The sequence below is a fragment of the Kaistia defluvii genome, assembly GCF_026343955.1.
In the GTDB taxonomy this organism is placed as follows: Bacteria; Pseudomonadota; Alphaproteobacteria; order Rhizobiales; family Kaistiaceae; genus Kaistia; species Kaistia defluvii.
This window is the reverse complement of sequence record NZ_JAPKNI010000004.1, coordinates 217818-240867: the sequence shown is the minus strand read 5'-3', so window position 1 is coordinate 240867 and position 23050 is coordinate 217818. Positions and strand designations below refer to the sequence as shown.

Here is a 23050-nt window from a genome sequence, read left to right as displayed (position 1 = left end):
TCAACCCGCGGTCCTTGAAACCGCTGTGGATGGAGTAGGCAATGCCTGCAATTCAGGAGACGGTCGATCAGGTTAGCCAGATCGACGTCGATCAGTACAAATACGGTTTCGTGACCGATATCGAATCCGACCGCGCGCCCAAGGGCCTGTCGGAGGATATCGTCCGCTTCATCTCCGCCAAGAAGAACGAGCCCGACTGGATGCTCGAATGGCGGCTGGACGCCTATCGGCGCTGGCTGACCATGACGGAGCCGACTTGGTCGCGCGTCCATTATCCGAAGATCGATTTCGAAGACCTCTATTATTATTCGGCGCCCAAGAGCACGCCGGGTCCGAAGTCGCTCGACGAGGTCGATCCCGAACTGCTCGCCATGTACGAGAAGCTGGGCATTCCGCTGCGCGAGCGCGAGATCCTGGCCGGCGTCGAGGGCGCATCGGATCGCCGGGTCGCGGTCGACGCGGTGTTCGATTCCGTCTCGGTCGTGACGACGTTCAAGGAAGAGCTGAAGAAGGCCGGCGTGATCTTCTGCGCCATCTCGGAAGCGATCCGCGAATATCCGGAGATCGTGAAGAAATATCTCGGCTCCGTCGTTCCGGTGACCGACAATTTCTACGCGACGCTGAATTCGGCCGTGTTCTCGGATGGGTCGTTCGTCTACATCCCGGAGGGCGTCCGCTGCCCGATGGAGTTGTCGACCTATTTCCGCATCAACGAGCGCAACACCGGCCAGTTCGAGCGCACGCTGATCATCGCCGAGAAGGGGGCTTACGTCTCCTATCTCGAAGGCTGCACGGCGCCGATGCGCGACGAGAACCAGCTGCATGCGGCGGTGGTCGAGCTGGTGGCGCTGGAAGATGCCGAGATCAAGTACTCGACGGTCCAGAACTGGTATCCCGGCGACAAGGACGGCAAGGGCGGCATCTACAACTTCGTGACCAAGCGCGGCGATTGCCGTGGCGACCGTTCGAAGATCTCGTGGACCCAGGTCGAGACCGGCTCGGCGATCACTTGGAAATACCCGTCCTGCATCCTGCGCGGCGATGACAGCCAGGGCGAGTTTTATTCGATCGCGGTGTCGAACGGCTACCAGCAGGTCGACAGCGGCACCAAGATGATCCATCTCGGCAAGAACACGAAGAGCCGGATCATCTCGAAGGGCATCGCCGCCGGCCGCTCGGACAATACCTATCGCGGCCTCGTCTCGGCGCACCGCAAGGCGTCCGGCGCGCGCAATTTCACCAATTGCGACAGCCTTCTGATCGGCGACAAGTGCGGCGCGCATACCGTGCCCTACATCGAGTCGAAGAATGCCAGCGCCGTGTTCGAGCATGAGGCGACGACCTCGAAGATCGCCGACGACCAGCTGTTCTATTGCCTGCAGCGCGGACTTTCGTCGGAGGAGGCCGTGGCGCTGATCGTCAACGGCTTCGTCAAGGACGTCATCCAGCAATTGCCGATGGAGTTCGCGGTCGAGGCCCAGAAGCTGATTTCGATCAGCCTCGAAGGCTCGGTCGGCTAAGCCCTTTCTCTCTGAACCTCCCCGGATAGGGGAGGTCGAACCGGCAGAGCCGGTTTCGGGAGGGGCGCTCGGTCCAGACACCGGAAAGCCCGCCCCGAAACGCTTGCAGCGCTTCGACCCTCCCTCAAGCGGAGGGTTCAGACAGCCAGTTTGAACGGAACAACACTATGCTCGAGATCAAGAACCTCCACGCCTCCATCGACGGCAAGGAGATCCTGCGCGGCGTCGACCTGATCGTGCCGACCGGCGAAGTCCATGCGATCATGGGGCCGAACGGCTCCGGCAAGTCGACGCTTTCCTACGTGCTGTCCGGCCGCGATGGCTATGACGTCACCGATGGCGAGATCCTGTTCGACGGCAAGGACATCGTCGAGATGCCGGCCGAAGAGCGCGCTAGCGCCGGCGTGTTTCTGGCCTTCCAGTATCCGCTGGAAATCCCCGGCGTCGCCACCATGACCTTCCTGAAGGCCGCCATGAACGCCCAGCGCAAGGCGCGCGGCGAGGCCGAGCTGACCACGCCGGACTTCATGCGCCGCGTGAAGACGGCAGCGGAAAAGCTGAACGTGACTCAGGAAATGCTCCGCCGTCCGCTCAATGTCGGTTTCTCCGGCGGCGAGAAGAAGCGGAACGAGATCCTGCAGATGGCGCTGCTGGAGCCGAAGCTGGCGGTCCTCGACGAGACGGATTCGGGCCTCGACATCGATGCCTTGCGCGTCGTTTCGGAAGGCGTCAACGCGCTGCGCGATCCCGGCCGCTCCATGCTGGTCATCACCCACTATCAGCGCCTGCTCGACCATATCGTGCCCGACAAGGTGCATGTGATGTCGGCGGGCCGCATCGTCCGCACCGGTGGTCCGGAGCTGGCGCTGGAGCTCGAAGCCAAGGGCTATGCCGATTATGCCGGCGAAGCGGCTTGAGCGGGGGAGTGGCATCGATGAACGCCGAGCCGCGCATCCTGCGCACACAGGCTGAAGAAACGCTGGCGCTGGAATTCGCCGCCGCCCGCACGCAGTTGCCGGGTTCGCCGGCGATCGCCGCGGCGCGCGAAAATGCCTTCGCCGCCTTCCAGAAGCAGGGTCTGCCGCATCGCCGGACCGAAGCCTGGCGCTATACGGATCTGCGCGCCTTGCTGCGCACCGTGCCGCCGCTGGCGATCGGCCCGACCGCCGAGACGAGCACGCTGGCCGATCCGCTGCCGGGTCTCGACCGGGCGCGCCTGGTCGTGGTCGATGGCAGCTTCCGTCCGGAGCTGTCCGATCTCGCCGGCATCGACGGCGTCACCATCCGTCCGCTGGTCGATCTCCTCCAGGAAGGCGATGCGCGCATCGGCCTGCAGGTCGCCTCGCTGAACGATGCAATGGTCTCGCTGAATTCCGCGCTGATGCTGGGTGGTGTCGCCATCGAGGTTCCAGCCGGCGTCCGCATCGAGCGGGCGATCGAGATCGCCCATGTGACGACCTCGGCTGTCGCCTCGCATGTGCGCAACCTCGTCACCGTGGGCGACGACGCTTCCGTTCGCATCCTGGAGACGCATGTCGGCCCGGCCGGCAGCGCCTACCAGGCCAACATCGTCACCGAGGCGACGGCGGGTCATCGCGCCAAGGTCGTGTGGGCCAAGCTGCAGAGCGAGGGCGATGCCAGCGTCCATCTCGGTACGCTCGCCGTCACCATCGGCACCGAGACCGCGTTCGATCACCTGACTCTGATGATCGGCGCCGCGATCTCGCGCTCGCAGACCTTCGTCACCTATTCGGGCGAGAACGCGCGCGCCGGCCTGTTCGGCGCCACCATGCTGCGCGGCAAGCAGCACGCCGACATCGCGCTCAGCGTCGATCATGCCGTGCCGAATGGCGCCAGCCGCGAACTGTTCAAGGCGGTGATGGACGGCCGTTCCGAAGGCGTGTTCCAGGGTCGGATCATCGTGCGCCCCGATGCGCAGAAGACCGACGGCCGGATGATGACGCAGGGCCTGCTCCTTTCCGAGGACGCGTCCTTCTTCGTCAAGCCGGAGCTGGAGATCTTCGCCGACGACGTCCAGTGCGCGCATGGCGCGACCAGCGGCGAGATCGACGAGGACATCCTGTTCTACCTGCTTTCGCGCGGCCTTCCCCGCGCCGAGGCCGAGACGTTGCTGGTGACGGCCTTCCTGGCCGAAGCCATCGAGGGCCTTGGCGATGAAGCCATCGGTGAAGCCTTCGAGCAGATCTCCCGCAACTGGCTCGCCGCGCGCGGGCAAGAGGCAGCATGAGCGAGCCGGGCGCCTATGACGTTCGGGCGATAAGGCGGGATTTTCCGATCCTGTCGAGGACGGTCTATGGCAAGCCGCTCGTCTATCTCGACAATGGCGCCTCGGCGCAGAAGCCGCAGGCGATGCTGGACGCGGTGACGAAGGCCTATTCGGAAGAATATGCCAACGTCCATCGCGGCCTGCATTACCTCTCCAATGTCGCGACCGACGCCTATGAAAAGTCGCGCGAGACGGTGCGGCGGTTCCTGAATGCCGGATCGGTCGACGAGATCATCTTCACCCGCTCCTCGACGGAGGCGATCAATCTGGTCGCCTCGTCGCTGGGGCAGATGGAGATCGGCGAGGGCGACGAGATCATCGTCTCGATCCTCGAGCACCATTCCAACATCGTGCCGTGGCATTTCCTGCGCGAGCGCAAGGGCGCGGTGATCAAATGGGCGCCGATCGCCGATGACGGCACCTTCCTGCTCGACGAATTCGAGAAGCTGATCACGCCGCGCACCAAGATCGTCGCGATCACGCATATGTCGAACGTCACCGGCACCATCGTGCCGGTCGAGGACGTGATCCGCATCGCCCACGCCCATGGCGTCAAGGTGCTGGTTGATGGCAGCCAGGCCGCCGTGCACCTGCCGGTCGACGTACGGGCGCTCGACGCCGACTTCTATTGCGTCACCGGCCACAAGCTCTACGGTCCGACCGGCATCGGCGTGCTCTATGCCAGGAAGGCGCTGCTCGAGGTCATGCCGCCCTTCCTGGGCGGCGGCGAGATGATCCGCGATGTCACCGAAGACAATGTCACCTATGGCTTGCCGCCGCATCGTTTCGAGGCCGGCACCCCGCCGATCGTCCAGGCGATCGGGCTCGGCGCGTCGCTCGAATATATGGAAGGTCTCGGCCGCGACCGGATCCTGACGCATGAACTGGCGCTGCGCGACTATGCGACCGAGCGCCTCTCGGCGATCAACAGCCTGAAGATCTTCGGCACCACGAAGGACAAGGGCGCGATCCTCTCGTTTGAGATGGCCGGCGCCCATGCGCATGACGTCTCGACCATCATCGACCGCGAGGGCGTCGCCGTCCGCGCGGGTACCCATTGCGCCCAGCCGCTCTTGCACCGCTTCGGCGTGACCTCCACATGTCGGGCATCGTTCGGTCTCTACAATACGTTCGATGAAGTCGACCGGCTTGCCGATGCGCTGATCAAGGCGCACTCTTTCTTCGCATGAGGATCTGAAATGGACGATATCGCAGTGATCGGCGAAGGGCAGGACGAGACGGCGGCCGCGGCACCGGAAGCGCCGGTTTCCAGCATTCCGGCCGAGGAACTGGAGCGCCTGACCGGCGACATCGTCGCCGCGCTCAAGACGGTCTACGATCCCGAGATCCCGGCCGACATCTACGAACTCGGCCTGATCTACAAGATCGACGTCGACGACGATCGCAATGTCGCGATCGAGATGACGCTGACGGCACCCGGCTGTCCCGTGGCGGGCGAGATGCCCGGCTGGGTCGAGAACGCCGTCGGTTCGGTTCCGGGCGTTGGCCGCGTCGATGTCACCATGACCTTCGATCCGCCCTGGTCGCAGGACCGCATGTCGGACGAGGCCCGCGTCGCGCTCGACTGGTACTGAGGCATGACGATGGCGCCTCCGATCACGGGTGTTCTCGAAACGGCGATCTATGTCGACGATATCGAGCGCGCGGCCAGCTTCTATCGGGACATTCTCGGCCTGCGTCCTATGCTCGAGGATACGCGTCTCGTTGCCTTCGATGCCGGTCCGTCCAGCGTCCTGCTGGTGTTCCTGCGTGGCGCGACGCTAAGCGATGTCGTGCTGCCGGGCGGCACCATTCCCGCACATGACAGCAGCGGCCCCTATCACTTCGCGCTGCGCATCCCGAAGGATGCGCTTTCCCAGTGGCGCGATCATCTGGTCGCCAGGGGCGTGACGGTGACCGCCGAGATGAAGTGGCCGCAGGGCGGCGAGAGCCTCTATTTCAACGATCCCGATGGCCATGTCGTCGAACTGGCGACGCCGGGCATCTGGGCCAACGATTCCGATCTACCCGTGAGCGCCTTGCAGAACGGGATCTGAAAGCCGATCTTAGGATCGACAAGGGCGCTTCGCGCCGCGAATTGGAGATATGCCATGGGCGTCCGTTCACGCTTTGCCGTGATGACCCTGACCGAAGCCGCCGCGGAGCGCGTGCGCGAGATCGTCGAGGATTCCGACGAGCCCGTGCTGGGCCTGCGCATCGGCGTCAAGAAGGGCGGTTGCGCCGGCATGGAATACACCATGAAGCCCGTTGGAGAGGCCGATCCGAAGGACGAGCGTCTGGAGGAGAAGGGCGCCACCGTCTTCATCGATCCGGCCGCCGTCCTCTATCTGCTCGGCACGGTGATGGATTTCGAGACCACCAAGCTGCGTTCCGGCTTCGTGTTCAAGAACCCGAACGAGGTCTCGGCCTGCGGCTGCGGTGAATCCGTCATGCTGAAGCCGGCGGACCTCTCCGAGGCAACCGCGACGGCCGATCGCTAAGAGCCTTCTTTCCTGCACCGTCCCCTCGGGGAGAGGTGTACGAGGCAGTTGTGCAGCCCCAGATTTTCATCATCCTGAGGAGGCTTTCGGAGAAAGCCGTCTCGAAGGACGCGCGGCCCAAGGGCAGGAATAGCGACGCTCTGCGTCCTTCCAGACGGCCCTTCGGGCCTCCTCAGGATGTTGAGAACCGTGTCCCGCCCCTTGAAATCCATCCCATTCCAGCATGGAGAGCGGCTTGTCGAGCCTGTTTGAACGCCTGAAGGCAGACGCGAAATCCGATTGGGACGCCTATGTCCGCCATCCCTTCGTCCTCGGCCTCGGGGACGGCTCGCTGCCCAAGGCCAGCTTCCAGCACTATCTGGTGCAGGATTATCTGTTCCTGATGGAGTTTGCCCGCGCCTATGCGATTGGCGTCTACAAGGCGCCGAATGCGATGGAAATGCGCAAGGCGTCGGCCGGCATGCACGCGATCCTCGACGAAACCAGCCTGCATCTGAAGCTCTGCGCCGAATGGGGCCTGTCGCAGGACGCCGTCGAGACCATGCCGGAAGCCCGCGCCACCGTCGCCTATACGCGCTTCGTGCAGGAGGCGGGGCTTCGTGGCGACATGCTGGATCTCATCGTGGCGCTGTCGCCCTGCGTCGTCGGCTATGCGGAGATCGGCGCCGATCTTGCGGCGTCCGGCACCGGTCTCGATGGGGCAAATCCCTATGCGCCCTGGATCCGCGAATATGCGGGCGAGGGCTATCAGGCCGTCGCCGAGGCCAGCCTTGCGCAGATCGACCGGCTTGCGGCAGATTATCTGACCGAAGCGCGCTATCCGCGCCTGCTGGAGATCTTCCGCCAGGCGGTTCGCCTGGAGGCCGATTTCTGGCAGATGGGCCTCGATCTCGCAGGCTGAGCATCGCTATGACGGCTGACCTGGATTACCTCGCTGAATTGTTCGAGCCCGTCGGCGGCGTCCGCATCCGCCGCATGTTCGGCGGTCTCGGCTTCTTTCGCGACGGGCTGATGTTCGGCATCTGGCAGAGCGACGGGATCTTCCTCAAGGCCGACGACGAAACGCGCGCGGCCTTCGAGGCGGAGGGCTGCGGCCCCTTCGTCTATGGCTCGAAGAATGGCGGCAAGACGTCCCTCAACTACTACCGCATCCCGGAGCGTCTGCTCGACGACACCGACGAGTTGCGCGACTGGGCGCTGGCGGCGATCGACGTCGCGATCCGCGCCAATGCGAAAAAGCCGGTGAAGCAGCGGAAGTAAGCCCCTCACCCAACCCTCTCCCGCAAGCGGGCGAGGGCTTTTCAGCCGGCGGGCTTCATCAAGCGGGTTGGCTAGTCATCGCCATTCGCCAAGACCGGCGTCTCCGGTCGTTCGCGATCGGTCGTGATCGCCCCCTCGCCCGCTTGCGGGAGAGGGCTGGGGTGAGGGGCTTGCTGACAGGCCTCTGCGATCTGCCTCAGCACTTCCCCGATGTTTTCGAAGACGTTCGCGTTCCAGAACCGGATGACCCGATAGCCAATGCCAGCCAGGACCTCGGCGCGCTGTTGGTCATGTGCGGCGCGCAATTCCGCATGCTGTCCGCCATCGAGTTCCACGATCAGCATCGCATCCTTGCAGACGAAATCGGCGTAGTAGCCTTCAATCGGCACCTGCCGGCGGAACTTCAGCCCTTCCAGTCGGCGATCGCGGAGATGCAGCCAGAGCTTCAGTTCGGCGTCCGTCTGGGTCCGGCGGAGCGATCGGGCTCTTGCGATTTCCCTCCGCATGGCTCCCCCGAAGCAAGACCCTCACCCAACCCTCTCCCGCAAGCGGGCGAGGGCTTTTCCGCCTGTGGGTTTTAGTCAGAACGCGACCATCATCCGTCCAAACGCTCCGCCCGGACTCCCTCGCCCGCGTGCGGGAGAGGGCTGGGGTGAGGGGCTTGCTACGCTACCACCGCCTCTGCCGCCGGTGCCTTGGCCTTCATCGCGATCTCCGTCACCGCGGTGTTGTCGAGCTTGCCGGAGCCGAGCAGCGGCAGTTTCTCGACGAACAGGACCGTGCGCGGCAGCATGATGTCGGACAGGCCCCGCATTCGCGCAAAGCGCTGGAACTCGGAGAGATCAGCCTCGGGTCGCTCCGTCACCAGGACGATCTCCTCGCCCTTGCGCTCATGCGGCACGGCGGCCGCGGCCGTGGCGTGGTTCGGCCAGAACTCGCCCGCCAGCGCCTCGATCGCCGCCAGCGACACCATCTCGCCGCCGACCTTGGCGAAGCGTTTCGCACGGCCCGAAATGGTGATGTAGCCGTCCGCGATGGTGACGATGTCGCCCGTATCGTACCAGCCATCGGCCGGCGGCTGGAGCACGCCGGGCGCCTCGGCGCGGTAGTAGCCGCGCATCACATTGGCGCCGCGCACCAGCAGCTTGCCGCCTTCCTCGATGCCGGCGATTTTTTCCAGCCGCGTCTCGATGCCCGGCAGCGCCTTGCCGACCGAGCCCGGCCGGTTGGCCATCGGCGTGTTGATCGAGATCACCGGCGCGGTTTCCGTCGTGCCATAGCCTTCCAGCAGGCGGATGCCGAACTTCTCGGCCCAGACGCGGCGCGTCTCCGGCTTCACCCGCTCCGCACCGGCGAAGACGTAGCGGACCGAGTAGAAGTCGTAGGGATGCGCCATCCGGGCATAGCCGGCGAGGAAGGTGTCGGTGCCGAACAGGATGGTGGCGTTCACGTCATAAGCCATCTCCGGCACGATCCGGTAATGCAGCGGCGAGGGGTAGAGCATCTGCCGGACGCCGGAGAAGAGCGGCAGCAGGCAGCCCGCCGTCAGCCCGAAGGCGTGGAACAGCGGCAGCGCGTTCAAGACGATATCCTCGCCGGAAAAGTCGATGACGCTGGCGATCTGCTGGCGGTTCGCCTGGATGGCGTGGTGGCTGAGGGAGACGCCCTTGGGCGTGCCCTCCGAGCCGGAGGTGAACAGCACCACGGCTTCTGCCTGCGGATCGGTCGGGCGCTGGAAGGCGACGCGGCTCAGGAACCGCGGCGCGACGCCGCCGGCAAACGCGAACAGCTTGCGGAAGAGGCCGACCTCGCCGCGCAGGTCCTCCAGATAGACGAGGCGGGCGTTCTGGCCGAGGATGTCGGCGAGCGGCTGCAGCCGGCCCTTCTCGATGAACTGGCGCGAGGTCAGCACCAGCTTTACCTCGGCCGCCTTGCGGGCCGCATCGACGGAAGCTGGACCGGCGGAGAAGTTGAGCATGGCCGGGATCCGGCCCGTCACCTGCAGCCCGAAGAAGGTGACGACGGCGGCCAGCGTGTTGGGCAGCAGCACGCCAACCCGTTCGCCCGGCTCCGACAGCTTCGCGAACGACTTGCCGAGCGCGAAGGCGCCGCGGATGATTTGCTTGTAGCCGATCGGGTTGCGCGTCACGTCTTCCAGCACCGGCCGCTTGCCGTGGATGTGGCGGGCACGCAGCAGGGTGTCGAACAGCGTCTCCGCCGCCGGGCTGGTCTCGTAGACCATCTCGGTCATGATCGCCTGCAGATGATGCCCGGCTTCGTGCCGGCGCTTGCGGCCGACCAGGCCGGGAGTCAGCTCGATCCGCCGCGTCGGCAGCACGGTCATCTGGATCTCGGGGAACAGGCGGCGACGCACCTTGCCCTTCAACCGGGAGAAGAGGGTGTATTGCGCGCCGTCGATGCGGACGGGAATGATCGGCACGTCGGCAAGCGCCGCGATCATCGCGGGACCGTCATAGACCTTCATCAGCGCGCCGGTGACGGTGATGCGCCCTTCCGGGAAGATCACCAGCCGTCGGCCTTCCTTCACCAGCTTCACCATCTTGCGGACGGTGAACGGGCTGGTCGGGTCGACCGGCACGAGGTCGAAGAACAGGAAGGCCGGGCGCACCCACCACTTCTCGGCGATGTATTTGTTGATCGCGAAGACCGGCTTGCCCGGCAGCATGCAGCCGATCAGCACGGCGTCGATGAACGATGTGTGGTTGATCACGACGACGGCGGCGTCCTCGCCGTCGCCATAGTTGTCCAGGCCCTTGACGCGGGCGCGGAACAGCAGCTGCATCAGCCGGTGGCCGATCGCCTTGACCATCTCGTCCGGCACGAATTTGAGGCAGACGATCGCCGCGAGGATGTTGGCGAGGCCGAGCCAGAACAGCAGCTGCAGCGTGGTGACGCCGGCGGCGAGCAGGGCGGCCGCGACCACGGTGCCGGCGACCATGACGGCCGCGTTCAGGATGTTGTTGCCGGCGATCGCCGCCGAACGTTCATGCTCCTCGGCGCGCGATTGCAGCAGCGCATAGAGCGGCACCGTGAACAGGCCGCCGCCAAAGGCGACGCCGACGAGATCGACCAGCACGCGGATGCCGGCGGCCGAGGTGATGAAGGCGCCGAAATCCAGCGCCCCGCCGGCGCCGACCGCGCCCAGCGCGCTGGCCGAATGCGAGAGGTCTACCATGAAGGCGGCCATCACCAGCGCGCCGATCGGCGTATGGCGGGCCGAGATCCGGCCGGCGAGCAGCTTCGCCGTGGCGGCCGAGCCGAGCGCGATGCCGATGACGAAGGCGGCGACGAGCAGGTTGGCTACGATCTCGTCGACCTTCAGCGTCGTCTTGGCGAAGTCGGGGAACACCGACATCACGATCAGGCCGATCATCCAGAACCAGGAGATGCCGGAGACGGCGAGGAACAGTGTGCGCTTGCGGCGGATGGCGGCGAAGGCGTCGCGGCTGGAGCCGACAGGCGAGAACCTGAACTTTCCAGCGCCGGGCGCCGGCGGCGCGGAGGGGATGAAGAAGGCGGCGACCGCGCCGACCAGCGCGACCGAGACGAGGCCGATGACCGCCACCCAGGTGCCGCCCAGCCCGATGGTGAGCCCGCCAAACAGTGTGCCGAGCAGGATCGCGACGAAGGTCGAGCCCTCGAACATCGCATTGGCGGCGACCAGGCGCTCGCGGCTGACGAATTGCGGCAGGATCGAATATTTCGCCGGCCCGAAGATGGTCGATTGCACGGCATAGAAGAACATGCCGAGCAGGGCGAGCGGCGCCGAATGGATCATGATCGCGATCGACGACAGGATCGCCAGCGCCACTTCGGCCAGCCGGGTCCAGCGCACGACCAGCTTCTTGTCGACCGTGTCGGACAGGCGGCCCGAGACGCCGGAGAACAGGAAGAAGGGCAGGATGAACACCGCGCCGCCCAGGGTAACCGACACCTGCGGCGACAGGCCGAACAGGTCGGCGCCGCCATAGGCGACCATGAAGCCGAAGGCGCTCTTCAGCGCGTTGTCGGCAAAGGCGCCGAACCACTGCACGATGAAGAGCGGCAGGAAGCCGGGCGTCTTCAGCAGCGGCGGCGAGCCGGCCTGCATGCGGTCGAGCGGCGGGGCGTCGGGCGAGGGTGTCTGTGCGGAAGCATCCATGGCGTCAAACCTCAGCCTGTTCGCGGCAAGTCGCAAGCCGCATTAATTGAACGGTGTTCAATTCTCTATCAGTGTTTTGAACGATGTTCAATATATGATAGGGAGCACATGGATCGATGGCACGAAGTCCGGCAGGAGGTGACATGGCACGACGCAGCGACCACGCCCCGGAGGAGTTGAAGCGCCTGGCGCTGGAGGCTGGGCGCGCGATCGTCATGGAGGAGGGGCTGCGCGGCCTGACGGTCCGCCGGGTCGCCGAGCGGATCGGCTATGCGCCCGGCACACTCTACAATCTCTTCGCCAATCTCGACGACCTGATCGTCCAGCTCAACGCCGCCACGCTCGATGCGCTGGCGGTGGTTCTGGTCGAGGCGGCGCGGGCGGAACTGGCGGCCAGGCCGGAGCGGCTGGTGGAGGCCTATTTCGATTTCGTCGAAAGCCGGCCGCGCCTCTGGAGCCTGCTGTTCGAGCATCGTTTGCCGGAGGGCGAGGATCTGCCGGACTGGTACCGTCCGAAGCTCGCGGCGTTGCTGGGTCTCGTCGCAGAGGCGCTGGGACCGCTTATGCCGGATCAGACCCGCGAGGCGCGCCAGGCCGCCACGGTCACGATGTGGGCGGGCCTGCACGGCATCTCGACCCTGGCGGTGACCAGCAAGCTGACGCTGGTCGCCGAAACCGAACCTCGGGCGCTGGGCCACCTGCTGGTGCGCCGGATGCTGGGCGGGGAGAATTGAGATGGCTGGACCCTCCTTCGAGGCTCCGCTGCGCGGAGCGCCTCAGGATGATGGCCGGGGTGGGTGAGGGGACGGCGGAGTACGCAATGGATGGAACTGGGTGAACCAGTCCGAGGATCGCAGGCGGACTGTGGCCGGAGCGCTGCCACCGCCCCGATCGAGGAGGCGGCCATGCGCCGTATCTTCATCGCCGCGCTGGTCGCCCACCAGCAGCCCTAAACTACGCCCCGCTCCACGACCATCATCCTGAGGTGCCCGGCGCAGCCGGGCCTCGAAGGAGGGTCCAGGGATCTCCCTAGCCTCGCTCGGCCAAGCTTGGTCGGCCCGACGCCCTCAGTCGCCCTAAGCCTCGGCGGCCTGCGCCTCGCGCACGATGCCCAGCGCCGCGTCGAATGCGGGCGCGATGCGACGCGGCTGGTTGCCGGCGTCGAGGCGGAAGGTCGGGGTTGCGCCGACAAGCCTGGACAGCAGCCGGAACAGCACCTGCTGCGAACGCGGGACGCCGCCGCCGAGCAGGCCGATATTGTCGCTGAGGATCACGGAGAGCGCGTCGCCCTTGCTGAGGCGGGCCAGGCTTGCCCCGCCTTCCGAGCGAGGGCCCACCACCACCACGGCGGCGATCTTGTAGCTCTTCGAGGCATCCGGCAGCGGCATCAGTTCGGCCAGCGCTGCCCGGGTAAGCGGCGCCTCGTCCTCCTCGCCGCCGAATTCGCCCAGATGCGGCAGGATTTCCGGGAACATCGCCGCCGTGCGGCGCTGCACCTTCAACGTGCGCGGCATGCCCCACCCGAACAGGTCGGTGCCCTCCTGGCGCAGGATCACCACGTCATCGCCCATATGGCCGTAGCCACCCAGCGCCAGCGCCAGCGAGGTCGTCGTCTTGCCGAAGCCGCTGGGGGCGAACAGCAGCATGAGTTCGTCCCGCCCGGGCACCATCAGCGAGGCAGAGTGAATCGTCATCAGCCCGTGCCCGCGCAGCACCATGTCGAAGAGCACGGCGCCGGCCATGGAGCGGAAAGGCTGTTCGGCTGCAGCCGTCACCTGGACGTCGGTGTGCGGTTTGCCGAGTTCCTCGACGATCGAAAGCTTGCCTGGGACGCGGAACTGCTGCCGGTTGCCATGCGTGCTGATCTCGGCATAGAGGCCGTCGATCAGCTTGCCGGACCAGATCACCTCGCCCTCGGTGGGAATGTCGTCGCCGGCCGCTTCGCGGACCCGGATCTCATGCGCGACCGGGCCTTCCGGCTGCTGGAACCCGACAAGCTGCGGGAAGATCGGCGCGGCCAGACCCTCGCGTTCGGCGACGATGTTGAAGGCGAGGCCGGGAATGACATAGCGGGTCGTGTGCATCAGGCGTGTCCGGCGCGGTTCTTTTCGATGAACACCGTCACCATGGACGGCTCGGGTGGATTGAGAAGCGGCTTGCCGTCGACGACGACCCAGCAATGGGCGGAGAGCTTCGCGCTGCCGATGCTCTTGCGATCGACGCCGAAATACATGTCGGCCGGGATGCCCGCGAGCGTCAGGAAGCGGTAGGCGAGAATGCCTTCGCGCAGGCACCGGCGGTCGCGCATCACCCAGGGGCGGCGGGCGGCGCGCTTGGCGCGATGGGCGATGTAGGGCGCGGCCAAGCCGTGGTAGCGGCGGTCCGCGCCGGCATCGGCGATCCGCATGATGTCGGCGAAATCGCGCGATTTTCGGCAGCGCAACGGCAGGGTGCGAGCCCAGAACCACATTTCGGCCCGGAACATCGCCCGGCGCAGGACGCTGCCGGCTGTCACTTGTCGACGCGGACGATCAGGCCTTCGGAGGCCAGATGGTTGGCGAGTTCCGACATGTCGTCGCGCAGCATGTCGGCGTCGACGTCAAAAACCGTCTCGAGTTCCGTCAGGATGCCGGCGAAGTTGCGCGTTCCGTCGACCGTCGACAGGAAGGCTGCCGTAGTGTCGTTGCAGGTGAACAGCTGGCCCGACACCGTGTCGAGCAGCACGCCGCCTTCGCCGTCGCCGAGCGGCTGAAAGCTTGTATTTTCATGAAGCGCCCAAACGGCGCTCGGCTCGATTCTAGACACGGGATGTCTCTCCGTAAGGCTGGTGCGAAAAGTGGGATAGCCGAAGCCCGTGTGCTTGACCAGAGGTCACGCTTGCGGTTGGCTGGGCTATCGGCGGGTAATTCCCGAACGATTCAAGAGATGACTGGGGAATATGGAATGAAGAAGACCTATGAGAAGCCCGAGCTTCTGAAGCGGGATCGGGTTGCGATGATTGTCGCGGCGATCTCCGGCGTCACGCCGCCCCCGCCGCCCTAGGCTGACCTGCGATCCGCCCTCGTGTCCCGGCACGGAGGCGCCCTGGTTTGCAGGATGATGGGCGATGCCGGGCATCGCCCTTCGTTCATCCGGTTGGACATGTTCCTCCGGTTTTGCCGTCGCTGGAATGATGTTGCATGTCGACCGTTGATGTTGCCGAGGCCGTGCCGCTTCGAGGCGGAACCCCGCGCCGCCTTTCACGCGCCGATGGCCGCCTGCTGATCGCCCTTGCCGATCCGGAATCGAGCCTGGCTCCGATGTCGCTCGTGCCGGAGCGCGCGCAGCTTCTGCTGTCGCAGGCCGAGCGCCATGGCGTGCTGCCGGCCGTGCTGCGCAAGCTGCGGCCGATCCTGACCAGCGCCGACCTTCGGCCGGTGCGCGACGATTTCGTGGCACGCTTCTCGGCCGGCGTCGCCTTCAACATGCAACTGCGGGCCGAGGCCAAGCGCCTCTCGACTGCGCTGCGTGCCGCCCATCAGCCGGCGCTGCTGATCAAGGGGCATGATTTCGCCGACAACATCTATCCCGATCCCGTCCTGCGCCCGACCAGCGACATCGACCTGATCGTGCCGCTGGAAAGCCTCGCGGCGGTCGAGGCGGTGGTGGCTTCCTCCGGCTTCGAGCTGTTGCCGGACCAGCGCGACGACGAGCAGCTGGAACGCAAGTGGATCCATACGGTCCACCGCCGCCTGATGCTGGAGATCCAGGGCAATCTGGTGCATGCGCCGGGCCTGCGCTCGAAGCTCTCGCTCGGTTTTGCCGAGCTTTGCACGCATGGCGACCCGGCCGAGGCGGCACGACCGTCGACACGGCTGGCGATCGCCGGCGTGCATGCGGCGAGCTCGCACCATTTCGAACTGCTGCGGCTGGTCGTCGACGTGCTGCAGGCGGCGCGCCGGCTTCAGGGGGCGGCGGAGGAGCAGGCGCTGGAGGATCTGGTCCGCCGGTCGGGCATCCGGCTGGCGCTGGTCGCCGCGCTCGATCTGGCGGCAGCGCTCTACGACGACAGGCGATGCCGGGAAATCGGCCGGGCGCTGGCGCCGGTCCGCTTCCGGGGCGCGGCGCGGCTGCTCATCAATGGCAACGTCGTGATGGCGATGGAGACCGGCGAGCGGGCCCTGCAGTCCTGGCGGCGCTCGCTGTTTCGCGAATTGCTGAAGCGTGGGCCGGGCCGCGCTTCGCTTCCCTCGTCATGAGATGAATTGGGTGCTATCCGTAGGGACACGCATCGTGGGGATGTGCTGAGATCGACGGAGGGCAGGGTGCAAGTCGCCGAGATTGTTTCCTGGCTCGGTCGGACGAGCTTCTTCAACGGCCTGGATCGGGAGGATCTGACGCGCCTCGCTCAGATCGCCCGCGTCTCGACCTATCCCGCCGATACGATCCTGTTTTCGCAAGGGGATGAATCGGACGGGCTCTATTCCGTCGTGGACGGGATCGTCCGGATCTTCCTGACGGCGGATGACAGCCGCGAGCTGACGATCCAGCTTTTCGAGGAAGGCGAGGTGATCGGCGAGATCGCGCTCATCGACGGCCTGCCGCGCAGCGCCGGCGCCGCGACGCTGACCGAGACGCGGCTGATCTTCGTTCCGCGCCAGTCCTTCCTCAACCTGCTCGACAGCTCGAGCCAGTTGCAGCGCCAGATCATCCTCAGTCTGTGCGAGAGGCTCCGGCACACCAACGAGCAGGTGAACCGGGCTGTCTTCACCGATCTGCGCCATCGTCTGCTGGTACTGCTGCGCCAGCTCGCGCTTATCCATGGCCGGATCGAGCGCGATGTCGCGGTGGTCGAACTCGACCTGACCCAGGGCACGCTCGCCCAGATGCTGGGCGCCAGCCGCGAGGCGGTGAACAAGCAGATCCGCGCCCTGATCAAGGAAGGCCGTCTTTCCGTCGATGGTCATCGCATCATCGTGCACCGGTCGACGCGCGAGGGCTGAGCCGGCCGCTCGCGGCTCGCCCATAAATTAGGCTGTCGTCCAATCGAAACGGACTATGCCATAAGGTGGCCGAGTGACCAGCGGCCGCTTTCGGCCCTTCCGGGCGATTCCGGCGAGGCGACGCAATTCGGCATTGTTGTTGCATGGAGTGCAGTCTGGCCCGAGCGATCGCCGTCGGTCCGGATGCGAGGCAATTCGCGGCGAGCCAGGACGAGGCCAATCGATGCAGGACGCAACCATGTCGATATCGACCCAGGACGCGGAGGCCGCGCACGCGCCCGTCGCTGCGGCGACGGAGGCCGAGATCGCCGCCGCCCGCAATGCGATCAACGCCAAGCTGACCTACGCGGTCGGCAAGAACGCCGTCACCGCCAGCGACCGCGACTGGTTCGTCGCCACGGCGCTCGCGGTGCGCGACCGCATGGTCGATCCGTGGATCGCGTCCTCCAAGTCGACCTACACCGAGGGCCGCAAGCGCGTCTATTACCTGTCGCTCGAATTCCTCATCGGCCGGCTGCTGTTCGATGCGATGAACAATCTCGGCCTGACCGAGGCGTTCCGCGCGGCGCTCGGCGATCTCGGCGTCGACCTGGACCAGCTGAAGACGGTTGAGCCGGACGCGGCGCTCGGCAATGGCGGCCTTGGCCGTCTCGCGGCCTGCTTCATGGATTCCATGGCCTCGCTGTCGATCCCGGCCTATGGCTACGGCATCCGCTACGACCACGGCCTGTTCCGACAGGTGGTGAAGAACGGCTGGCAGCAGGAATATCCCGAGACCTGGCTCTCCTTCGGCAATCCCTGGCAGTTCGAGCGTCCGGAAGTCGTCTACGACATCCAGTTCGGCGGCTCGGTCGAGGCGATCATGTCGCCGACCGGCATCGCCCGCTATGTCTGGCACGCGGCCGAGACGATCGAGGCCGTGCCCTATGATACGCCGATCCCCGGCTGGCGCGGCCGCCACGTCAACACGCTGCGCCTGTGGTCGGCGCGCGCCGTCGACCCGCTGCGCCTCGACGCCTTCAACTCGGGCGATCATATCGGCGCGCTGGTCGAGCAGGTGCGGGCCGAGGCGATCTCCAAGATCCTCTATCCGAGCGACGAGAGCGCGGCCGGGCAGGAGCTGCGCCTGCGGCAGGAGTACTTCTTCGTCTCCGCATCGCTGCAGGATCTGATCCACCGCCACACCCGCACCTATGGCGACATCCGCTCGCTGCCCGACAAGGTGGCGATCCAGCTCAACGACACCCATCCGGCGATCTCCGTCGCCGAGCTGATGCGCATCCTGGTCGACCTGCGCGAAATCCCCTGGGAAGAAGCGTGGGACATCACCGTCCGCACCCTCGGCTACACCAACCACACCCTGCTGCCCGAGGCGCTGGAGACATGGCCGGTGCCGCTGCTCGAGCGGCTGCTGCCGCGCCAGATGCAGATCATCTATCTGATCAACGCCCTCCATCTGGAGAAGGCGAAGAAGCTCGAGGAATCGGACGACCGCTTCCTGTCCTCCGTGTCGCTGATCGACGAGAACAATGGCCGCCGGGTGCGCATGGGGCATCTCGCCTTCATCGGCTCGCATTCGATCAACGGCGTCTCGGCGCTGCATTCCGACCTGATCAAGCAGACGATCTTCCACGATCTCGACCAGGTCTATCCCGGCCGCCTCAACAACAAGACCAACGGCATCACCTTCCGTCGCTGGCTGCATGAGGCCAATCCGGGTCTGACGCGCATCCTCGTCGACACCTGCGGCGCGTCGATCCTCGACAATGCCGAGGCGCTGACCCAGCTGGAACCCTGGGCCGGCGATGTCGGCCTGCACGAGCAGTTCGGCGCGGTGCGCCGGGAGAACAAGATCGCGCTCGCCAAGCTGATCCGCGACCGGCTCGACATCCGCGTCAATCCGAACGCGCTGTTCGACGTTCAGATCAAGCGCATCCACGAATACAAGCGCCAGCTGCTCAACATCCTGGAGACGATCGCGCTCTACCAGGCCATGCGCGCCCAGCCGCACAAGGAATGGGTGCCCCGCGTAAAAATCTTCGCCGGCAAGGCGGCGGCGAGCTACCACCAGGCCAAGCTGATCATCAAGCTCGCCAATGACGTGGCACAGGTGATCAACAGCGACCCCACCGTTCGCGACCTGCTGAAGGTGGTGTTCCTGCCGAACTACAATGTCAGCCTGGCCGAGATGATCATCCCCGCCGCCGACCTGTCCGAGCAGATCTCGACCGCCGGCATGGAAGCGTCGGGCACCGGCAACATGAAGCTGGCGCTCAATGGCGCGCTCACCATCGGCACGCTCGATGGCGCCAATGTCGAGATCAAGGAGCGCGTCGGCGACGAAAACATCTTCATCTTCGGCCTGACCACCGCCGAGGTCGCGGCGCGTCGGATCGCCGGCATCGACGCGGGCGACACGATCGCCAAGTCGCGCATGCTGGCCGACGTTCTCGAGGCGATCGAGGCGGGCATCTTCTCGCCCGGCGAGCCCGGCCGTTTCGCCGCCCTGACGACCGCGCTGCGCCATCACGACTACTTCCTGGTGACCGCGGATTTCGATTCTTACTATGCAGCGCAACGAGACGTTGACGCGTTGTGGCTCGACAGAGCAGCATGGTGGAAGGCGAGCCTGCTGAACACGGCTCGGGTCGGCTGGTTCTCTTCGGACCGCACCATTGCGGAATATGCCGGGGAGATCTGGAATGTACCCGTCAGGCCGGCTGGATAGGCAAAGCGTGCAGGGAGTTGCGATGACGGGTTGGCGGGCAAGCGTATCGGATGTCGAAGCCCTCATTGCCGCGCGTCACGGTGATCCCTTCGCTCTCCTCGGGCCGCATGAAACACCGGATGGCCTCGCCATCCGGGCCTTCATGCCGCATGCGGAAACGCTCGTCGTCGAGGACCGCGACGGCAACCGGGTCGCGCCGCTGGAACGGCGTCCCGGCACCGATTTCTTCGAGGCCCTGATTCCTGGTCACACCGCGCGCTTCCGCTATCGGCTGCGGGCGGAGAATGCCGGCGGCGGCTGGACCTTCCATGATCCCTACAGCTTCGCCGGCGTGCTCGGCGCGACCGACGACTACCTGCTGGTCGAAGGCACCCATCGCCAGCTCTATGAAAAGCTTGGCGCGCATCTGCTGCATCACGAAGGCGTCGACGGCGTGCATTTCGCTGTCTGGGCTCCCGATGCGCAGCGCGTCTCGGTCGTCGGCGATTTCAACGGCTGGGATGGCCGCCGCCACCAGATGCGCAAGCGCGTCGACAGCGGGCTGTGGGAAATCTTCGCGGCCGATCTCGGCGAGGGGGCGATCTACAAATACGAGATCGTCGGCGCCGACGGCATCGTCCAGCCGCTCAAGGCGGATCCCGTCGGCTTTGCCGGCGAGCTTCGGCCCTCGACGGCGTCGATCGTCGCGCGGACCGACAATTTCACCTGGAACGACGAGGCGTTTCTCGGCCAGCGCGGCGAGGGGCAGGCGCGGCGCCAGCCCATGTCGATCTACGAGGTGCATCTCGGCTCCTGGCAGCGTGGCGACGGCAATGCCTTCCTGACTTATGAGGAACTGGCCGACCGCCTGATTCCCTATGCGGTGCAGATGGGCTTCACTCATCTCGAGCTGCTGCCGGTCAGCGAACATCCGCTCGACGCTTCCTGGGGCTACCAGCCGATCGGCCTGTTCGCGCCGACGCGGCGGCATGGCGACCCGGCCGGCTTCGCCCGCTTCGTCGATCGTGCGCACCAGGCCGGGCTCAGCGTCATCCTCGACTGGGTGCCCGCCCATTTTCCGACCGACCGGCATGGCCTGTCGCATTTCGACGGCAAGCCGCTCTATGAGCACGCCGATCCGCGTCGCGGCTTCCATCCCGACTGGAACACGGCGATCTATGATTTCGGCCGCAAGGAAGTGTCGAACTTCCTCGCCGCCAGCGCGCTTTATTGGCTCGACCGCTATCATGTCGACGGCTTCCGCGTCGATGCGGTCGCGTCCATGCTCTATCTCAACTATTCGCGCAAGGATGGCGAATGGTCGCCCAATCCCGACGGCACCAATGACAACAAGGACGCGGTGGCGTTCGTGCGCCGCGTGAACCAGCTCTGCTATGGCGAGCATCCGGGCACCACGACCATCGCCGAGGAATCGACCTCCTGGCCCGGCGTCACGCTGCCCGTGCATGAGAACGGGCTCGGCTTCGGCTTCAAGTGGAACATGGGCTGGATGAACGACACGCTCGACTACATGTCGCTCGAGCCGATCTACCGCCGCTATCACCACGACAAGCTGACTTTCGGCCTGCTCTACGCCTTCTCGGAGAACTTCGTCCTGCCGCTCAGCCATGACGAGGTCGTTCACGGCAAGCGCTCGATCCTGGGCAAGATGCCGGGCGATCGCTGGCAGCAATTCGCGAATGTCCGCGCCTATTACGGCTACATGTGGGGCCACCCCGGCAAGAAGCTGCTGTTCATGGGCCAGGAGTTCGGCCAGGCCAGGGAATGGAACTTCGACCAGAGCCTCGACTGGCATCTGCTCGCCGACCCGCAGCATTCCGGCCTGCAGGATTTCGTCCGCGACCTGAATACCGCCTATCGCAGCCACCCAGCGCTGCATGCGCGCGACTGCGAGGGCGAGGGGTTTCGCTGGGTCATTCCGGACGACAAGGACCAGTCGGTCTTCGCCTTCCTGCGCTTCGGCGCGCCGGGCGACAAGCCGGTACTCGTGATCTCCAACTTCACCCCGGTGGTGCGCGACTTCTATCGCATCGGGCTGCCCGAGGCGGGCCGCTGGCGTGAGATCCTCAATTCGGACGCGACGATCTATGGCGGCTCCGGCGTCGGCAATCTCGGCGCCGTCCAGGCGACCGCCGTGCCCGCTCATGGTTTCCCGGCTTCGGCCGAGTTCGTTCTACCTCCGCTTGCGACGGTCTTCTTCGAATATGATCCGAAGGAACCGTCCGCGCGGGGGGCCGGTTGACAAAAACACTGCAGGACAACGAGCGTTTCGGGAGGGACTAAGGATGGAACGGCCGCAAACCAATGCGCCGCTGGCGCGTAATGCCATGGCCTTCGTGCTGGCGGGTGGACGCGGCAGCCGCCTGATGGAATTGACCGACCGGCGCGCCAAGCCGGCGGTCTATTTCGGCGGCAAGTCGCGCATCATCGATTTCGCGCTCTCCAATGCCGTCAATTCGGGCATCCGCAGGATCGGCGTCGCTACCCAGTACAAGGCGCACAGCCTGATCCGGCATCTGAACCGGGGCTGGAACTTCTTCCGGCCCGAGCGCAACGAGATTTTCGACGTCTTCCCGGCGAGCCAGCGCGTCTCGGAGGACGCCTGGTATCGCGGCACGGCCGACGCGGTCTATCAGAACCTCGATATCCTGAAGGACTATGAAGCCAAGTATTTCGTCATTCTCGCCGGCGATCACATCTACAAGATGGACTACGAGTTGATGCTGCAGCAGCACGTCGACTCCGGCGCCGACGTGACGATCGGCTGCCTGGAAGTTCCGCGCATGGAGGCGACCGGCTTCGGCGTCATGCATGTCGACGACACCGACCGCATCCTGCACTTCATCGAGAAGCCGAAGGATCCGCCGGCCATGCCCGGCAAGCCGGACAAGGCGCTGGCCTCGATGGGCATCTATGTCTTCGATACCAAGTTCCTGATCGAGGAACTGGAGCGCGACGCCAACGACCCGAATTCCAGCCGCGATTTCGGCAAGGACATCATCCCGAACATCGTCAAGAACGGGAAGGCCGTCGCCCATCACTTCGAGGATTCCTGCGTGCGATCGACCCAGGAATCCGTCAGCTACTGGCGCGACGTTGGAACGGTCGATGCCTATTGGGAAGCGAATATCGACCTGACCAGCATCGTGCCTGACCTCGACCTGTTCGACCGCAACTGGCCGATCTGGACCTATAGCGAGGTTACGCCGCCGGCGAAGTTCGTCCACAACGAGGATCACCGCCGCGGCTATGCGCTGTCGTCGCTGGTCTCGGGCGGCTGCATCGTCTCCGGCGCGTCGCTGGAACGGGCGCTGCTGTTCACCGGCGTGCGCTGCAATTCCTATTCGCATGTCGAGAACGGCGTCATCCTGCCCTATGTCGAGGTCGGCCGTTCCGCCCGGCTCAGCAATGTCGTGGTCGATGCGCGCGTGCAGATCCCGGAAGGGCTCGTCGTCGGCGAGGATCCGGAACTCGACGCGAAACGCTTCATGCGCACCGATAACGGCATCTGCCTGATTACCCAGCCGATGATCGATGCGTTGAATCTCTGAAGATCCTCACCCGGCCCTCTCCCGCAAACGGGAGAGGGCCGGGTGAGGGCCTTGCTTCC

At 65.4% G+C, this 23050-nt stretch carries 20 protein-coding genes; 15 read left to right on the top strand and 5 right to left on the bottom strand.

Annotated elements, in window-relative coordinates; genetic code table 11:
• Positions 1 to 41: 41 nt before the first annotated feature.
• From sufB to OSH10_RS12115, 9 genes are all read left to right on the top strand, one after another.
• Entirely contained in the window at positions 42 to 1520 is a 1479-nt protein-coding gene (sufB, locus tag OSH10_RS12155; protein ID WP_266332028.1) for a Fe-S cluster assembly protein SufB, read from the top strand.
• A 167-nt stretch (positions 1521 to 1687) separates the two neighbouring features.
• Positions 1688 to 2437, top strand: coding sequence for a Fe-S cluster assembly ATPase SufC (gene sufC, locus OSH10_RS12150; protein WP_266332027.1), 750 nt, complete (start codon positions 1688 to 1690; stop codon positions 2435 to 2437).
• 17 nt (positions 2438 to 2454) lie between these two features.
• Positions 2455 to 3768, top strand: a complete 1314-nt coding sequence (sufD, locus tag OSH10_RS12145) for a Fe-S cluster assembly protein SufD (protein ID WP_266332026.1) — start codon at positions 2455 to 2457, stop codon at positions 3766 to 3768.
• Positions 3765 to 4997, top strand: coding sequence for a cysteine desulfurase (locus OSH10_RS12140; RefSeq protein ID WP_266332025.1), 1233 nt, complete (start codon positions 3765 to 3767; stop codon positions 4995 to 4997). Before sufD ends, OSH10_RS12140 begins: the two co-directional genes overlap by 4 nt.
• 9 nt (positions 4998 to 5006) lie before the next feature.
• Entirely contained in the window at positions 5007 to 5402 is a 396-nt protein-coding gene (locus OSH10_RS12135) for an SUF system Fe-S cluster assembly protein (protein WP_266332024.1), read from the top strand.
• Between the two features lie 9 nt (positions 5403 to 5411).
• Positions 5412 to 5864, top strand: a complete 453-nt coding sequence (locus OSH10_RS12130; protein ID WP_266332372.1) for a VOC family protein — start codon at positions 5412 to 5414, stop codon at positions 5862 to 5864.
• Positions 5865 to 5918: 54 nt separating this feature from the next.
• Positions 5919 to 6308, top strand: a complete 390-nt coding sequence (gene sufA, locus OSH10_RS12125) for a Fe-S cluster assembly scaffold SufA (RefSeq protein WP_266332022.1) — start codon at positions 5919 to 5921, stop codon at positions 6306 to 6308.
• A 235-nt stretch (positions 6309 to 6543) separates the two neighbouring features.
• Positions 6544 to 7209: a thiaminase II gene (tenA, locus tag OSH10_RS12120; RefSeq protein ID WP_266332020.1), complete on the top strand. Its 666-nt coding sequence runs from the start codon at positions 6544 to 6546 to the stop codon at positions 7207 to 7209.
• An 8-nt stretch (positions 7210 to 7217) separates the two neighbouring features.
• On the top strand, positions 7218 to 7568 hold the full coding sequence (locus OSH10_RS12115; RefSeq protein WP_266332018.1) for a TfoX/Sxy family protein: 351 nt from the start codon (positions 7218 to 7220) through the stop codon (positions 7566 to 7568).
• Positions 7569 to 7639: 71 nt separating this feature from the next.
• Here the strand turns inward: OSH10_RS12115 and OSH10_RS12110 are convergent, their stop codons facing one another.
• Both OSH10_RS12110 and OSH10_RS12105 read right to left on the bottom strand, forming a co-directional pair.
• Positions 7640 to 8074: an endonuclease domain-containing protein gene (locus OSH10_RS12110; RefSeq protein ID WP_266332016.1), complete on the bottom strand. Its 435-nt coding sequence runs from the start codon at positions 8072 to 8074 to the stop codon at positions 7640 to 7642.
• A 158-nt stretch (positions 8075 to 8232) separates the two neighbouring features.
• The gene (locus OSH10_RS12105) at positions 8233 to 11730 is read right to left on the bottom strand and encodes an acyl-[ACP]--phospholipid O-acyltransferase (protein WP_266332014.1); all 3498 of its coding nucleotides are present in this window, start codon (positions 11728 to 11730) and stop codon (positions 8233 to 8235) included.
• 143 nt (positions 11731 to 11873) lie between these two features.
• Between OSH10_RS12105 and OSH10_RS12100 the strand changes: the two genes are divergently transcribed.
• Positions 11874 to 12464 (top strand): TetR/AcrR family transcriptional regulator, encoded by a 591-nt coding sequence (locus tag OSH10_RS12100; protein ID WP_266332012.1) that lies wholly within the window; start codon positions 11874 to 11876, stop codon positions 12462 to 12464.
• A gap of 342 nt (positions 12465 to 12806) precedes the next feature.
• On the opposite strand, the gene OSH10_RS12095 is transcribed toward OSH10_RS12100, so the two are convergent.
• Genes OSH10_RS12095 through OSH10_RS12085 form a run of 3 tightly spaced genes read right to left on the bottom strand, consistent with a single transcriptional unit; the run spans position 12807 to position 14535 of the window.
• Positions 12807 to 13814 carry a phosphoenolpyruvate carboxykinase (ATP) gene (locus tag OSH10_RS12095; protein ID WP_266332010.1) on the bottom strand — a complete coding sequence of 336 codons (1008 nt, stop codon included), beginning with the start codon at positions 13812 to 13814 and terminating at the stop codon, positions 12807 to 12809.
• On the bottom strand, positions 13814 to 14245 hold the full coding sequence (locus OSH10_RS12090; RefSeq protein ID WP_266332009.1) for a lasso peptide biosynthesis B2 protein: 432 nt from the start codon (positions 14243 to 14245) through the stop codon (positions 13814 to 13816). The genes OSH10_RS12095 and OSH10_RS12090 overlap by 1 nt, the downstream gene beginning before the upstream one ends.
• Positions 14242 to 14535, bottom strand: a complete 294-nt coding sequence (locus OSH10_RS12085) for a PqqD family protein (protein ID WP_266332008.1) — start codon at positions 14533 to 14535, stop codon at positions 14242 to 14244. The genes OSH10_RS12090 and OSH10_RS12085 overlap by 4 nt, the downstream gene beginning before the upstream one ends.
• A gap of 374 nt (positions 14536 to 14909) precedes the next feature.
• On the opposite strand from OSH10_RS12085, the gene OSH10_RS12080 reads away from it, so the two are divergent.
• From OSH10_RS12080 to glgC, 5 genes are all read left to right on the top strand, one after another.
• On the top strand, positions 14910 to 15968 hold the full coding sequence (locus tag OSH10_RS12080; RefSeq protein WP_266332007.1) for a nucleotidyltransferase family protein: 1059 nt from the start codon (positions 14910 to 14912) through the stop codon (positions 15966 to 15968).
• A gap of 66 nt (positions 15969 to 16034) precedes the next feature.
• Positions 16035 to 16712, top strand: a complete 678-nt coding sequence (locus OSH10_RS12075; protein ID WP_266332005.1) for a Crp/Fnr family transcriptional regulator — start codon at positions 16035 to 16037, stop codon at positions 16710 to 16712.
• A 238-nt stretch (positions 16713 to 16950) separates the two neighbouring features.
• Entirely contained in the window at positions 16951 to 19440 is a 2490-nt protein-coding gene (locus OSH10_RS12070; RefSeq protein ID WP_266332003.1) for a glycogen/starch/alpha-glucan phosphorylase, read from the top strand.
• A 22-nt stretch (positions 19441 to 19462) separates the two neighbouring features.
• Positions 19463 to 21682, top strand: coding sequence for a 1,4-alpha-glucan branching protein GlgB (glgB, locus tag OSH10_RS12065; RefSeq protein ID WP_266332002.1), 2220 nt, complete (start codon positions 19463 to 19465; stop codon positions 21680 to 21682).
• A 43-nt stretch (positions 21683 to 21725) separates the two neighbouring features.
• A complete protein-coding gene (gene glgC, locus OSH10_RS12060) occupies positions 21726 to 22991 on the top strand; it encodes a glucose-1-phosphate adenylyltransferase (RefSeq protein WP_266332000.1) in 1266 nt (421 codons plus the stop codon).
• Positions 22992 to 23050 lie beyond the last annotated feature (59 nt).